Source organism: uncultured Paraglaciecola sp., from assembly GCF_937123705.1.
Lineage (GTDB): Bacteria > Pseudomonadota > Gammaproteobacteria > Enterobacterales > Alteromonadaceae > Paraglaciecola.
This window is the reverse complement of sequence record NZ_CAKZKO010000020.1, coordinates 14,448-29,953: the sequence shown is the minus strand read 5'-3', so window position 1 is coordinate 29,953 and position 15,506 is coordinate 14,448. Positions and strand designations below refer to the sequence as shown.

General features: G+C 42.5%; 15 protein-coding genes. 14 read left to right on the top strand and 1 reads right to left on the bottom strand.

Annotation, left to right across the window (positions count from 1 at the left end):
* Window positions 1–1,254, bottom strand: a 1,254-nt coding sequence (locus Q0688_RS03175) for an ATP-binding protein (RefSeq protein WP_299073104.1), incomplete at its 3' end; no start/stop codon positions are given.
* Window positions 1,255–1,579: 325 nt separating this feature from the next.
* Between Q0688_RS03175 and leuS the strand changes: the two genes are divergently transcribed.
* The 14 genes from leuS to lipA all read left to right on the top strand — a co-directional run bounded on the left by leuS (window position 1,580) and on the right by lipA (window position 15,479).
* The gene (leuS, locus tag Q0688_RS03170; RefSeq protein ID WP_299073103.1) at window positions 1,580–4,183 is read left to right on the top strand and encodes a leucine--tRNA ligase; all 2,604 of its coding nucleotides are present in this window, start codon (window positions 1,580–1,582) and stop codon (window positions 4,181–4,183) included.
* Between the two features lies 1 nt (window position 4,184).
* A complete protein-coding gene (lptE, locus tag Q0688_RS03165; protein ID WP_367179777.1) occupies window positions 4,185–4,724 on the top strand; it encodes an LPS assembly lipoprotein LptE in 540 nt (179 codons plus the stop codon).
* Window positions 4,724–5,761, top strand: coding sequence for a DNA polymerase III subunit delta (gene holA / locus Q0688_RS03160; protein ID WP_299073102.1), 1,038 nt, complete (start codon window positions 4,724–4,726; stop codon window positions 5,759–5,761). The genes lptE and holA overlap by 1 nt, the downstream gene beginning before the upstream one ends.
* On the top strand, window positions 5,689–6,453 hold the full coding sequence (gene nadD / locus Q0688_RS03155; RefSeq protein WP_299073101.1) for a nicotinate-nucleotide adenylyltransferase: 765 nt from the start codon (window positions 5,689–5,691) through the stop codon (window positions 6,451–6,453). Before holA ends, nadD begins: the two co-directional genes overlap by 73 nt.
* A gap of 45 nt (window positions 6,454–6,498) precedes the next feature.
* Window positions 6,499–6,816 (top strand): ribosome silencing factor, encoded by a 318-nt coding sequence (gene rsfS, locus Q0688_RS03150; RefSeq protein ID WP_299073100.1) that lies wholly within the window; start codon window positions 6,499–6,501, stop codon window positions 6,814–6,816.
* Between the two features lie 4 nt (window positions 6,817–6,820).
* Window positions 6,821–7,291 carry a 23S rRNA (pseudouridine(1915)-N(3))-methyltransferase RlmH gene (rlmH, locus tag Q0688_RS03145; protein ID WP_299073098.1) on the top strand — a complete coding sequence of 157 codons (471 nt, stop codon included), beginning with the start codon at window positions 6,821–6,823 and terminating at the stop codon, window positions 7,289–7,291.
* 2 nt (window positions 7,292–7,293) lie between these two features.
* Window positions 7,294–9,222 carry a penicillin-binding protein 2 gene (gene mrdA, locus Q0688_RS03140; protein ID WP_299073096.1) on the top strand — a complete coding sequence of 643 codons (1,929 nt, stop codon included), beginning with the start codon at window positions 7,294–7,296 and terminating at the stop codon, window positions 9,220–9,222.
* Window positions 9,222–10,340: a rod shape-determining protein RodA gene (gene rodA / locus Q0688_RS03135; RefSeq protein ID WP_299073094.1), complete on the top strand. Its 1,119-nt coding sequence runs from the start codon at window positions 9,222–9,224 to the stop codon at window positions 10,338–10,340. The genes mrdA and rodA overlap by 1 nt, the downstream gene beginning before the upstream one ends.
* 27 nt (window positions 10,341–10,367) lie before the next feature.
* Window positions 10,368–11,366, top strand: coding sequence for a lytic murein transglycosylase B (mltB, locus tag Q0688_RS03130; RefSeq protein WP_299073092.1), 999 nt, complete (start codon window positions 10,368–10,370; stop codon window positions 11,364–11,366).
* A gap of 40 nt (window positions 11,367–11,406) precedes the next feature.
* The gene (locus tag Q0688_RS03125; RefSeq protein ID WP_299073090.1) at window positions 11,407–12,186 is read left to right on the top strand and encodes a septal ring lytic transglycosylase RlpA family protein; all 780 of its coding nucleotides are present in this window, start codon (window positions 11,407–11,409) and stop codon (window positions 12,184–12,186) included.
* A gap of 208 nt (window positions 12,187–12,394) precedes the next feature.
* Window positions 12,395–13,567 (top strand): serine hydrolase, encoded by a 1,173-nt coding sequence (locus Q0688_RS03120; protein WP_299073088.1) that lies wholly within the window; start codon window positions 12,395–12,397, stop codon window positions 13,565–13,567.
* 30 nt (window positions 13,568–13,597) lie between these two features.
* Window positions 13,598–13,861 (top strand): DUF493 family protein YbeD, encoded by a 264-nt coding sequence (gene ybeD / locus Q0688_RS03115; protein WP_299073086.1) that lies wholly within the window; start codon window positions 13,598–13,600, stop codon window positions 13,859–13,861.
* 15 nt (window positions 13,862–13,876) lie between these two features.
* Window positions 13,877–14,524, top strand: coding sequence for a lipoyl(octanoyl) transferase LipB (lipB, locus tag Q0688_RS03110; RefSeq protein ID WP_299073084.1), 648 nt, complete (start codon window positions 13,877–13,879; stop codon window positions 14,522–14,524).
* Window positions 14,517–15,479: a lipoyl synthase gene (gene lipA / locus Q0688_RS03105; protein ID WP_299073082.1), complete on the top strand. Its 963-nt coding sequence runs from the start codon at window positions 14,517–14,519 to the stop codon at window positions 15,477–15,479. Before lipB ends, lipA begins: the two co-directional genes overlap by 8 nt.
* Window positions 15,480–15,506 lie beyond the last annotated feature (27 nt).

The window sequence follows — 15,506 nt, the reverse complement described above, 5'->3', positions numbered from 1 at the left end:
GACTTTCACATCGATCGGGATCTGCTGAGGATTAAGGGTGATCGAATTCACCATGCCCACATCATGTTGGGGTAAGTCCATTTTTAATGTGCCAAACTTCAGCACCAGCTTTAAGGTTTCCCAGCCATAAGGTTGCTCAATAAGCTTATCTACGTCTAGCAGTAAATAACCACCGTTTGCTCTGTGAATCGCCCCTGGACGGATCATCCGATAGTTAGTAAAAACTGAGCCTTGAATGTTGGTATATTCCACTCTGCCAAATAAATTTTGATGGGTAGGATTAGGCTCATAGATCACTGGCGAACCACTATTTAACTCATGAGATACAATAATATTCGGTAAGTATTGCTCTTCTAAAATCGAACGTTTGTCGTATTCATCATGTTTGTCTTCTTTTTTATCATCGGCTAATACTTCAACTACTGTTTCCACCAAATGGGGTTTGAGTTGGCGCAAAAATTTTAATATGGCCAAGTCCGATGAATACTTGTGTTCTAAGTTTTTTAGCAAGGGTCTAATGCCCTGCTCTGCTGTTTCCTTCTTTAATTTTCTTAATTTTTCAGCGGTCGCTCGTTTCCACTTGGGCAACTCAATTAAAGCTTCACTGAGTTTGTCTTCGAGTTCGTCAATGAGTTGATAAAAGTGTTGTCGTTGACCATCAGACACTTTGGCAAATTCAGCGTCAGTAATGGGTTTACCGTCCACAATGGGCGAAAAGGTAATAGTGCCATTTTCTTCATATAAAGCGATCCCTTGCTGCTGGGCAAGTTGTTCCACTGCATCGATGGCTTTATCGTAACCTTGATCAAATTCGCGGGTAATCGCAGCTTGTTTTCGTTGATAGCCCGGATTATCGAAGGTAGCAGGAAAAGTATCCAATAACTCATCAACCAGGTTTTCCATGTCTTTAACTAGGTTTTTACTTTCTCCTGCTGGCAACTTTAACGAGAAAGGCTCACGCTCATCTTCAAAGTTGTTGATATAACACCAATCATCAGGCGTAACGGTTTTATTCACATATTTGTCAATAAATTCATGGACTAAGGTAAACCGCCCGGTCGCTTGTTCGCCCATAACATAGAGGTTGTATCCCCTAGCATCTATACCTAAACCAAAGGACAGCGCATCACGCGCCCTATCCTGACCAATAAAGGTGGCGCTTAATGCGTGTTGATCTTTTAACGCTTGATTAATTAATCGTCTACTGGGTTTTGCAGTCAATTGCTGCAGATGTAAGGCATATTTGGCTTGCATGTTTAAGGCTTGTTTACCACAAATTTAGAATATACCAGTTAGTGAAACCCGTAATTAGCAAGCTGTCAAACGGATACGATAAGAATATGAAAAACTGGCGATTTTTAGTACAAACACATATGAAAATACCCGTTTCACCTTGATTAAATATCACTCAATTCACTACAAAATACCTGTTACACCTAAATACTTCTGAATTAGCGTCATAAATCGCCTATTTGCTATTGTTTGCAGGGGATACGCTAAGGTATTCTAACCAGCTATTTTTATATCAATGTTTAGGGTCGTTTTGGCCTTATCGCTCTAGTCACGGAAATCTTTTTTAATGGCCGAAAAACAATACCAACCTCAAGAAATCGAAAAAGAGGTTCAAGCCTACTGGGAAACCCAACAAACCTTTAAAGCCACTGAAGACCAAAACAAAGAAAAGTTTTATTGTCTGTCTATGTTTCCTTATCCCAGTGGCCGTTTACATATGGGCCATGTGCGCAATTATACTATTGGTGATGTGATCAGCCGCCATCAAAGAATGTTAGGTAAAAATGTACTGCAACCTATGGGCTGGGATGCATTTGGTTTACCGGCCGAAAACGCTGCAATAGACAACAACACTGCCCCTGCAAATTGGACCTACTCCAATATTGAATATATGAAGACCCAATTAAAATCTTTAGGCTTTGGTTATGATTGGGATCGGGAGATCGCCACCTGTAAAAAAGACTACTACCGCTGGGAACAATGGTTTTTTACCCGCTTATACGAAAAAGGCTTAGTGTACAAAAAGAACGCCACTGTAAATTGGGATCCTATTGACCATACCGTGTTGGCAAACGAACAAGTTATAGATGGGCGCGGTTGGCGCTCTGGTGCGTTGGTCGAACAAAAAGAGATCCCCCAATGGTTTCTTAAAATTACCGACTACGCCGAAGAACTGGTTAACGACTTAGAGCAATTAGAGCAATGGCCTGACCAAGTGCGTGCTATGCAAAAAAACTGGATTGGCCGATCTGAGGGCGTTGAAATCACCTTCGAACTTGCACAAACCGTAGCGCAATTCAGCAATTTTGATGTGTATACCACACGCCCAGACACCCTATATGGCGTCACTTATGTAGCTGTTGCGGCGCAGCATCCTATTGCCTTAGAAGCCGCCAAAACCAACGGTGACTTAGCGGCCTTTATTGAAGAATGTAAAAATACCAAAGTAACTGAAGCTGAAATGGCCACCATGGAAAAGAAAGGCTGTGCAACAGGTTATTATGCGATTCACCCGTTAACGGGTGATAAAGTACCGGTTTGGGTCGCCAACTTTGTACTAATGGGCTATGGCTCGGGCGCCGTTATGGCGGTGCCTGGTCACGACCAACGAGACTGGGAATTTGCCACTAAATACGCCCTTGAGATCAAACAAGTCATAAAAGCGTTTGAAAATAGCAATGTTGAGGCCGATATTAGTGAAGCCGCCTTTACCGAAAAAGGGCTATTGGTCAACTCTGGCGAGTACGATGGTCTGTCTTCTGCTGATGCGTTCGACAAAATTGCCGACACCCTTAGCGAACAAAACAAGGGAAAAAAGAAGGTCAACTATCGCTTAAGAGACTGGGGAGTGTCACGGCAGCGTTATTGGGGCACACCTATCCCAATGCTAAATTTAGAAAACGGCGAATCTGTGGCTGTACCTAGCGAGCAACTCCCTGTTGAATTACCTGAAGATGTGCAGATGAACGGGGTTATTTCTCCCATAAAAGCAGATCCCGAATGGGCGAAAACCCAATACCAGGGCGAACCTGCCCTGAGAGAAACCGATACTTTCGATACCTTTATGGAGTCATCTTGGTACTACGCACGTTATTGTAGCGCCCAAAACAATGATGTAATGCTGGATCCTACTCAAGCTAATTATTGGTTGCCTGTTGATCAATATGTAGGCGGCATCGAACATGCCATACTACATTTATTATATTCGCGTTTTTTCCATAAATTGTTACGTGACGAAGGCCTAGTGCAATCAGATGAGCCATACAAACGTTTATTATGCCAAGGCATGGTGTTAGCGGATTCATTTTATCGTGAAGATAGTGCAGGTAAAAAAGTCTGGTATTCACCGGCTGATGTAGCCAGTGATAAAGACGAGAAAGGCCGGATTTTGAAGTCTGTACTAAAATCAGACGGCAAAGAAGTGACTCATCACGGCATGATCAAAATGTCCAAGTCAAAAAACAACGGCATCGACCCTCAGCAAGTGATTGATTTGTACGGCGCCGATACCATACGGGTATTTACAATGTTTGCCGCGCCGCCTGAGCAAACCTTAGAGTGGATTGATTCTGGTGTTGAAGGCGCTCACAGATTTGTAAAACGTTTGTGGAACTTAGTACAAGATCACGTAGAAGCAGGCGATATTGCGCCCCTAGACAAAGCCCAATTAACGGGCGAGCAAAAGAACCTAAGACGGATAATACATAGAACCATTGAAAAGGTCAGCGATGATATTGGCCGTCGTCAAACCTTTAATACGGCTGTGGCCGCGACTATGGAATTGCTAAATTATTTACAAAAGGCCGCAAAAACCTCAGCCCAAGATCTCGCCATAATGAACGAAGGGATCAACGCTATGGTGTTAATGTTAGCCCCTATCGCGCCGCATATTTGCCATGTAATGTACAAAGACTTAGGCCATACCCAAGAAGTAGAAACTGCGCCTTGGCCTGTGGCTGATGCCGAGGCTATGATTGAGGACGAAAAACTCGTGATAGTGCAAGTTAACGGTAAGGTTAGAGCTAAAATTACCGTAGCAGTCGATGCTTCAAAAGAGCAAGTCGAATCCTTGGGCTTGGCTGAACATAATGTACAACAACATACCGATGGCAAAACCGTTCGTAAAGTGATTTATATCCCAGGTAAATTACTCAATATAGTGGCCAATTAAAGTGTTAAAACCTTTTGGCATGCAGCTAAGCATCTTCGTTATTATCTTAATGATAGCGGGATGCGGCTTTAAGCTGCGTGGTGATTATGGGCTTCCTGCAGAAATTCAAACCATGCAGTTATCAGCCGCGCAACAAAATACGCCACTGCATAGAATATTGGGTAAGCAGTTGCAAGGGCTGAATATTGAAGTACTGGATAATGCAGCAAGGTCTAGGCAAATTGATAAACACCTTGATGCGGTGATTTATTTGCGATCTGATAAACTCGAAAGACGCTTATTATCGCTTTTTTCAACCGGGCAAACCGCGGAATATGAGTTGGTGTATACCATAATGTATCAACTACAATTTCCTGATCAAGATCCACTAGAAATAGAATTCGATGTTACTAGAGAATATCAAGACGACCCCAATGCCGTGCTGGCTAAAACCCGCGAATTAGATTTGATCCAAAACGAAATGCGCAAAGAGGCAGCCAATCGCATTATTCGTCAAATCGCCAGTTCCTATAGTATCTGGCAACAGCAAAAAGGTGGCTAATGCAGGTATATGCCAATCGCTTTAAGGTCGACGCTAACGCTAAGTTAAAACCTTTTTATCTGATTTTTGGTGACGAGCCACAGCAGAAACTCGAATGCATCGAATTAATTCGACAGGCCGCTTTAGAGCAAGGTTTTGACGAACGCCAAACCTTAGTGGTAGATGCTCAATTTAGTTGGGATACACTAATCGAGGCCACTCAGACTTTGTCCTTATTCTCCAGCAGGCAAATCATTGAGCTTGAATTACCCACGGGCAAACCCGGAGCAGAAGGCAGCAAAGTATTAGCCGGCTTAGCGCAACAAATTAATCCTGATGTGCTGATAGTGTTGCACGGCGGTAAAGTGGGTAAGGATGTCCAAAATACTAAGTGGTTTAAGGCGGTGGATAAACACGGTATTTTTGTGCCTTGTTACCCATTAGAAGGCAATGGCTTATTCCAGTGGTTAACTAACCAAATGCGCCTTGCTGGAATGCAATCATCTCCTCAAGTATCACAATTATTGATGGATTATTGTGAAGGCAATCTATTGGCTGCTAAACAGGAAATTCAAAAGTTAATGCTGCTGTACCCTCAAGGCAACCCAAGCTTTAAAGAAGTGGAACAAGCCGTGGTTGATCAATCCAGGTTTACGGTATTTCATTTGGTTGATGTTTTGTTACAGGGCGAGGCACAAAAAGCCGTCAAAATGTTGTATCGCTTAGAAAGTGAAGGCGTCGAGCCTAATATAATAGTCTGGGCTTTAACTCGGGAATGGCAAACCTTGCAAGCCATATTATTTGATAAACAATTAGGTAAACCCATTAACTGGAATCAGCACCGTATTTGGAAAAACCGCCAATCTTTGTATCAATCTGCGCTGCAACGTTTAACCTTAGCGCATATGCGCGACTTACAACAAAAACTAACAGAGTTTGATACGGCCATCAAACAATCACAGGTGGTACGCCCTTATGTTGAGCTATGCCATTTATGCCTGCTATTTATGCCATGCTCACTAAAAAACCTGCCACTAGATTATGCTGTATTGGACTAAGCGAAACCTTGATGCAACTTAAACCACCTTTAGGTATTTTTGGGGGCACCTTTGATCCTGTTCACCTTGGGCATATATGCCCAGTACAAGAAGCAGCGCAAGAAACCCAAATCGAAAACATAGCCTTAATGCCATGTTACATCCCCAGTCATAAAAACCCTGCTGTTGCCTCAAGCCAGCATAGACTCAATATGTTAGCGTTGGTGTGTGCTGATTATCCTTTATTTCATCTAGATCCAAGAGATATTAAACGGGGCAAACCGACATTTAGTCTAGATTCGTTGCAAGAACTTCGAGCGGCCATGCCCACTACTCCTTTATGCTTTTTTATTGGCAGTGACTCTTTACAAAACTTGTGCTCTTGGCATCAATGGCAAACTTTGTTTTCGCTGTGTCATTTTGTGGTGTGTGAAAGAAAAAACGAATCTGTATACAATGTCACGGAAAACAGCCACACCTCTGCGCAACTACAAGAGCTGTTAAACAACAGGCAAACTATTGATCCTTTAGTGCTGCATAACAGTCTCGCTGGACATATTTATTTGGCAAATACTCAAACTGTTACTATTTCATCAACTGAAATCAGAAATAAAATCATTAACAACCAATCAGTTAAAGAAAATTTACCCACTAAGGTAGTCGATTATATTCACCAACATAAGCTCTATCAGCCAAGGACTGATTTCTGTTAAACTACTCACACTCAATTCTATACAACTCAACCAAAAGGAAAGTCTTTGGATCACCAACAGTTAAAAGCCTTCGTTATCGAAAAGGTCGAAGACCTAAAAGGCCGCGATATCATTGATTTAGATGTTGCAGAAAAATCATCCATTACCGAAACCATGCTAATTTGTTCGGGTAACTCTAAACGTCATGTAATTTCAATTGCCGAAAACGTGGTCGTTGAAGCCAAACAAGCAGGCAGCGCACCACTGAGCGTTGAAGGACGTGAAACCGGCGATTGGGTATTGGTCGATTTAGGTGACGTGGTACTGCACGTAATGCAAGACGAAGCGCGGGATTTCTATCAGCTGGAAAAGCTCTGGGGCTAAACCAGTGCGCATTCAAATGATAGCAGTAGGCGTTAAGATGCCTGCTTGGGTCGAACAAGGTTTTGCAGAGTATTGCAGGCGCTTTCCTGCCGATATGCCTTTGCAGCTCACCGAAATTGCAGCCGGTAAACGTGGCAAAAATGCTGATATCAAACGTATCTTGCAAAAAGAAGGTGAGTTGACCTTGGCCGCTATTCCCAAAGGTAATAGAGTGGTCACTTTAGAAGTGACGGGCGCACCTTGGGATACCCCCAAATTGGCGAAAACCATGGAAAGCTGGCAAATGGATGGCCGCGACGTTAGCTTGTTAATAGGTGGCCCAGAGGGATTGGCCCCAGAATGTATAAAGATTGCGGAACAAAAGTGGTCATTGTCGAGTCTGACTTTACCGCACCCCTTAGTGCGTGTCATAGTTGCTGAGAGCCTGTACCGAGCTTGGTCAATAAACAATAATCATCCATATCATAGAGAATAAATTTGCCATCACCGCGTATCCTTATCAAAGACCATTCTGCGGAAGCCAATCTATTTGCGAGGCGCACTTTTATTGGACTGCTGGTGGTTTTCGTGATGATTGCTATGGTGTTAACCAATTTATATTATTTACAAATAAATCGATTTGAAGATTATCAAACCCGTGCAAACGGTAACCGCATCAAAGTACTACCGGTCGCCCCAAACCGAGGGCTTATCTATGATCGCAATGGCCTTTTATTAGCAGAAAACCGCCCCGTTTTTAGCCTACAAGTCATTCCTGAAGAAAGCGAGGACCTCGATTTAACGATCAAAGAGTTAAGCATCTTATTAGATATAGACAAAGAAGATGTAGAAGACTTTTATAAAGACTTATTAGGCGCTCGGCGTTTCAAACCTGTCAACCTTATTAACCACTTAACGCCTAAGGAAGTCGCACTTTTTTCAGCTAAACAACATTATTTCCCAGGAGTGTCTGTTAAAGCGCGGCTCGCCCGTTATTATCCTTATGGTAGCGCGCTAACTCATGTACTGGGTTATGTCGCCAAAATAAACAAGAAAGACTTACAAAAACTCAGTGAAGCGGGCTTTGAAGCAAACTATGCGGCAACATACGACATTGGCAAGCGAGGCATTGAAAAGTATCACGAAGAAATACTCCACGGAGAAGTGGGTTATCAAGAAGTAGAAGTCAACAATCAAGGCAGGATCATTCGTATATTGGACTTCAACCCTCCCATTCCAGGACAAGATATCGTATTAAATATCGATATGAACCTGCAATTAGAAGCAGAAAAAGCTTTTGCTGGTGAGCGGGGTTCAGTGGTAGCCATAGATCCTCGAGATGGTGGTGTACTAGCGTTATACAGCAGTCCAAGTTATGACCCTAACTTATTTGTGCATGGCATTAGTAGTAAGAACTACAAAAAACTACTGACCTCTGATCGACCTCTTTTTAACCGCGCCACCCAAGGGCAATATCCACCGGCCTCCACAGTGAAACCTCTATTGGCGTTAGCTGGGTTAGAAGAAAAGGTTATCACCCCTGACAGTCGACTTTATGATGTAGGTAAATATCAATTAAAGAATGTTGAACGAGTGTGGCGAGATCACAACCCCTATGGCCATGAGTGGGTTAATGTCACCAAAGCGATTGAAGTTTCCTGTGACATTTATTTCTATGATATGGCCTATAAGTTAGGCATAGACAGGATCAGTGAAAGCATGTACCAATTTGGTTTTGGTGATTATACCGGTATCGATTTACATGAAGAAGCCGACGGTATTATGCCTAGCAGAGGCATTGTTAAAGCGCTATTTAATCGCCCTTGGTACATAGGTGACACCATTAACATTGGCATAGGTCAAAGTTACTGGACAGCCACACCTATCCAACTAACCCAGGCAATTGGCACCTTAGTAAATAAAGGTAAACGTATTATTCCGCAAATTATTCGCGGCAATATGCAAGATGGCACAATAGTGCAACAAGCCTTAAAAGAAAGGCGCCCCATAGAGATTAAGGATCGACATAATTGGGATGTAGTGTTAGATGCAATGTACGGTACGGTTAACCGAAAAGGAACCGCTCGGACTGCGTTTAAAGGCGCCCATTACATTTCGGCAGGTAAAACAGGCACAGCGCAACTAGTGTCTATCGCACAAGACGAAAAATATGATGCATCGAAACTGTCCAAGAAAAACCACGACAACGCCATGTATGTAGGTTATGCCCCTTACGATGCACCTCAAATAGCCCTTACAGTAGTATTAGAAAATGCCGGACACGGCGGTGCTCAAGCCGCACCGATTGCCCGCAAGATGATGGACAATTATTTTAAAGATCAAACTTTTCCGAAACACCAAATAATTGAGTATTTAGGGCAAGAAGTGGAGCCTAAAGAACTAACCCAAGCCGAGGCTGTACACTAATGCTAAGAACAAAACTTATGCCAAACCGACGCTCTTTTTGGGACAGAATACATTGTGATGGCACACTGTTACTTGGCTTACTTGTACTTATGGCAGTAGGCCTTGCAACCATTTATTCTGCGGGTGGCCAAGATCTCAGTTTGATTCAAAGGCAAGTTACCCGTCTAGGGATAGCGTTAGGAGTAATGTTAGCTGTCGCGCAAATACCACCTATGGCATATCAAAAGTTGGCTATTTATTTTTATGTGATTGGCATTGCCATGTTGATTGCAGTGCTAGTTGTAGGGGTATCCAGCAAAGGTGCCCAGCGCTGGTTAGAGTTAGGCGCGATTCGCTTTCAACCTTCAGAAATAATGAAGCTAGCCGTACCTATGATGGTTGCTTGGTATATCAGTCGATTTAATTTGCCGCCGAGAACATGGCATATATTGGTTGGCTGTCTCTTAGTTGCTATCCCTACCCTATTAATTGCACGGCAACCTGATTTAGGCACCTCTTTACTGATTGCAAGTTCTGGGGTATTTGCTCTATTTTTATCCGGCATGAGTTGGCGCTTTATTTCATTTGTAGCCGTTGCGGCTTCCGCATTCACTCCTATTATGTGGATCTTTTTGATGCAAGATTATCAAAAGCAACGCGTGCTGACGTTTTTAAACCCTGAAACGGATCCTTTAGGTTCTGGGTATCATATTATTCAATCTAAGATAGCTATAGGCTCTGGAGGAGCACAAGGTAAAGGTTGGCTGCACGGCACTCAATCTCAGTTGGAATTTTTACCAGAACGTCACACCGATTTTATTTTTGCAGTATTCAGTGAAGAATTTGGATTTTTAGGGGTGGTGGTGCTTCTTGCTATTTATGCCTTCATTGTTATCCAAGGGATGCTGATTGCGGTCAAGGCGCAAGATGCCTTTAGTAAAATTTTGGCAGGTAGTATTACCCTTACCTTTTTCGTTTATGTATTCGTCAATATGGGCATGGTATCTGGGATTTTACCCGTAGTAGGCGTGCCATTGCCGTTAGTGAGTTATGGTGGCACTTCTATGGTGACCCTACTAGCTGGCTTTGGTATTTTGATGGCAATCAGTACCCAGAAAAGAATTATGTCCCGTGAATGATCACCTAAAATACCTAAAGGAGAAGCCGTGAAGTTGTTTAAACCGTTTTTAGTTTTTATGTTGAGTATGTCTGGCTTTGGTGTTTGGGCCTCCCCTATACAACTACAAAAACAATTTGTTGACCTCATGGTAAATAAACATCAGTTCAACAGGTCTGAGGTAGAAGCAACATTAGCACAAGCCAATAAAAATGAAGCAATATTAGCGGCTATTGCAAAGCCATGGGAGGCTAAACCTTGGCATCAATATTACCCTATATTTCTCACTGAAAAGCGCTTGGAAAAAGGGCTGAAATTTTGGCAGACTCACCAAGACACCTTAGCCCGTGCCGAGCGAGAAACCGGAGTACCAGCAGAAATCATTATCGCCATCATTGGAGTTGAAACTTTTTATGGCACATACCAAGGCAAGTATTCAGTATTAGATGCGCTGGTCACACTAGGCTTTCATTACCCCCCTAGAGCGAAATTTTTTCGCCGCGAACTCGCGCAGTTATTTTTATTAGCCAAGGAAGAAAATTTCGATATTACCGCCTTAAAAGGCTCCTATGCCGGGGCTATGGGTTGGGGACAATTTATTTCCTCGAGTTACCGTCATTATGGAATTGATTTTAATGGTGACGGTATACGAGACTTATTAAACACCCCTGAAGATGCCATTGGCAGCGTGGCAAACTATTTTAAGAAGCACCGTTGGCAAACAAATGCTGACATTGCATTTAAAGCGCGGGTAACGGGCACGCAACACCAAGCTTTAATATCGAAATCACTCAAATATTCACACCAATGGTCGCAGTTAAAAGATGCGGGTGTCAGTATAGATGCGCAAAGTTTAAGTCCAGATAGCAGAGTTAAGCTGTTGGAGTTTACTCAGCCTGATCACCAGGAGTATTGGGTAGCTTTGCCTAACTTTTATGTGATCACTCGCTATAACCATAGTCCGCTTTATGCCATGGCAGTATTCCAGTTTAGCCAACAGCTAAAACAAGGATTTAGGACTCAATCATCTATTCAAGCTGGCAAGTAATTCAGTGATGAAATATGTTTGCCATTGTTTGGTTGTCATTATGGTTTTCCTAGCTGTAGCGGGTTGCGCTCCAAGGGGACGTTATTATCAACATCAAGACTCGGCACCTAACATCATCCCCCAAAATGTTACTACTGAAGATGCCATACCTAGATATGAACCATACGCGCCAGCGAATATGCGTCCATACACCATAAGAGGAATAAGATATCGGCCGCTTAAAACAGGTAAAGGGTTTAGCGATGCCGGTAAAGCCAGTTGGTATGGGCAGAAGTTTCATGGACACTTAACGTCTAATGGTGAAATCTACGATATGTACCAAATGTCGGCCGCCCACAAAACCTTACCATTACCTTCCTTTGTACGAGTCACTAACGTACAAAATGGTAAACAAGTTGTGGTTCGAGTAAATGACCGAGGCCCTTTTCATAGCGGGCGAGTTATCGACTTATCTTATGCGGCCGCGTTAAAATTAGATGTGCTTAAAACTGGGGTAATCGATGTCAAGATTGATGTCATTCACGTTGATAAAACGGGAAAAGTTACAGTTGGACGCCTACCTATCATCCCTAAAAAAGCCCCTAAAAATATTAGCCAGCAGCTCTATATTCAAATTGTGGCATTACAGAATAAAACCCAAATTCTCAAACTAGCCAAAGATTTACAAAATCTGTATTCAGGTCCGTTCAAAACGAAATTCGAAAAAGGTATCTATAAGTTGCACCTTGGCCCATTCAACAATAAGCATGAAGCAGATAGATTACTGATTAAACTTAAAAGCAATCACCACCCAAGTGCTTTCAAGATTTATTCTGATTGAGATCAAAGTTAAACTTTTTAGAGTAATTCGAGTCTCACAACACTGAAGCTCACAAAAATCCCCTATTATGGAAGATTAATTCTGTGTAGGGCAGCAATTTACCCCTCAAAGTGCTATATTGCAGGGCAAAATTTGAGGTCATGAGTTATCTCTTTCTGGAGCTATCTAAGACCTCTATCCTTACAACATTTTCAATAACGGTAGTTTAATGCGTAAACCTAAAACCTTTTTCAGCTCTTTTATAAGCAGCATTGTCCTGTGTTTCTTCACTTTGTCAGTCTTTGCGGCTGTGGTTATTCCACCTGCGCCAAGTGTTGCAGCGAAAGGCTTTATTTTAATGGACTTTCAAACAGGTAATGTCATAGCAGAGCAAAATGCCGATATTCAAATACCACCCGCTAGCCTAACTAAAATGATGACTAGCTATGTGATTGGCGTGGAGCTCGCAAACGGTAATATCAAAGAAACCGATTTAGTGACGATTTCTGAAAATGCTTGGGCTAAAAACTTTCCTGACTCTTCAAAAATGTTTATTGAAGTGGGTAAAAAAATATCAGTCGCCGATCTCAACCGCGGCATTATTGTTCAGTCTGGTAATGACGCATGTGTTGCCATGGCAGAGCATATAGCCGGCAGTGAAGACGCCTTTGCTAGCATGATGAATATGCACGCAGAAAAACTCGGTATGACCTCAACCTACTTTGTAAACAGTCACGGGTTGCACGATGCACAACACTTCACTACACCAAGAGATATGGCCATTTTGTCGGCAGCTATGATACGAGATGTACCAGAAGAATACGCCATATACTCAGAAAAAGAATTTACCTTTAATGATATTAAGCAATACAACCGCAACGGCTTATTGTGGGATAAAAGCTTAAATGTAGACGGTATTAAAACAGGCCATACATCCGATGCAGGTTATAGCCTGATCACCTCAGCAACCCAAGGTGATATGCGCTTAATTTCTGTGGTCATGGGCACTGACAGTGAACGCGCCCGCAAAGTTGAAAATAAAAAACTACTTAAATATGGTTTCCGCTTTTATGAAACCATCACACCTTATAAAGCCGGTGATAGTTTTGTTTCCCAGCGTATTTTTATGGGCGACAAAGACACCGTAGACCTTGGTATATTGCAAGACACCCCAATAAACATTCCTCGAGGTCAAAGCAAAAAATTACAAGCGAACTTTAAGCTAGACAAAAATCTACAAGCGCCCATAGCCAAAGGCGAAGTGGTAGGTACCTTATTCCTTCAAATTGAAGGTGAAGACATTGCCGAATACCCATTAGTGACATTACAAGAAGTCAAAGAAGGTGGATTTATTGACCGCATGGTTGATTTTGTTAAGTTACAGCTTGGCTTTGATAGCTAACCTAGCCTTTATAGAATATTTGAGATGAAAATGGACACTAAATTTGATCAGCTACTGGACTTTCCCTGCCAGCAAACCTTTAAAATAATGGGGATTGCCCATGAACGTTTGCCTCAAGATGTTATATCTTGCTTGCAAGCCCATGCCCCAGGCGACTATGTTCCTAAGGTAAAACCCAGTTCGAAAGGTACATATCACTCGATTTCACTTAGCGTAACTGTCACCAGTAAAGCGCATATGGAAACGATTTATGTGGAACTCGCCAAATTAGAACTAGTAAAAGTGGTGCTATAGAGAGTCTGCTTTATTATGTCTACTCAATTTATTGTAAGGCAGCTAGGTTTACAAAACTACTCGCCGATCTGGCAGGCCATGCAAGATTTTACCAATCTAAGAGATGCTAACACGCCAGATGAAATTTGGTTTGTAGAGCATCCTGCGGTATTCACACAAGGGCAAGCAGGTAAAGAAGAGCACTTACTATTTCCTGGCGATATTCCGGTTATAAAAGTCGATAGAGGGGGTCAAGTCACCTACCATGGCCCTGGACAACAAATGATGTACCTGTTAGTTAATCTGAAACGTCACAAGTTAGGGGTAAGAACCTTAGTCACTGCGTTAGAACAAAGCGTAGTGAAAACACTCAAAGACTATGGCATCGATGCTTATCCAAAGGCCGATGCTCCTGGAGTATATGTTGATGATAAAAAAATCTGCTCCATTGGTTTAAGAATACGTAAAGGCTGTTCGTTTCACGGTTTAGCGTTAAACGTCAACATGGACTTAAGCCCGTTTCAACGAATAAATCCCTGTGGTTATGCTGGCCTGGAAATGGTAGATTGCGCACAACTTAATGGCCCCGCCACACTTGCTGAGGCTAGCAGCAAATTAACACAATATTTATCTGCCTTACTAGGCATAAAACACACAAATTATAGAGAAGGCTTTGATGACTAGTGCACGCTCGCAAGCCGGAGTGAAACTTCGGGATGACGAAAAACTTAAACATATCCCCATCACAATAATGCCCACGGAAAAGGCCGAAATGTTGCGTAAGCCCTCGTGGATTAAAATAAAGTTACCTAGTAATACTGATAAGATTGACCATATTAAAAATACTCTTCGCAAAAATAATTTACATTCTGTGTGTGAAGAGGCCAGCTGCCCTAACCTAGCCGAATGTTTTAACCACGGCACAGCAACCTTTATGATTTTGGGCGACATTTGCACCCGAAGATGCCCATTTTGTGATGTCGCACATGGTAAACCTTTACCACCAAGCGCAGAGGAGCCTATAAAACTAGCCAAAACCATTGCTGAGATGAAGTTAAAATATGTGGTCATTACCTCAGTCGATCGTGATGATCTACGAGATGGTGGAGCGCAGCACTTTGTTGATTGTATTAACGCTATTCGGGAGCACAGCCCTGCCACCAAGATTGAAGTGTTAGTACCAGATTTTAGAGGACGAATGGACAGAGCTTTAGAAATTCTCAAAAAAGGCCCACCTGACGTTTTTAATCACAACCTTGAGACCATCCCCAGGTTGTATCGAGAGTGCCGACCGGGTGCAAACTATCAATGGTCGTTAGACTTGTTGAAAAAATTCAAACAACAACACCCAGATATCCCGACTAAGTCTGGATTAATGATGGGTATGGGCGAAGATAAACATGAAATTACTGAAGTATTAAAAGATTTACGTAATCACGATGTGGAAATGTTGACCTTAGGCCAATATTTGCAACCCAGTAAACATCACTTCCCATTACAGCGTTATGTTCACCCAGATGAGTTTAATGAACTGAATGATGTAGCGACAGATTTAGGCTTTAGCCATGCAGCTTGCGGCCCTATGGTACGGTCTAGTTATCACGCAGACAAACAAGCGGCTGGTGAAGAAGTCAAATAAAGCAACACATACTTAGACAGGGCAGCC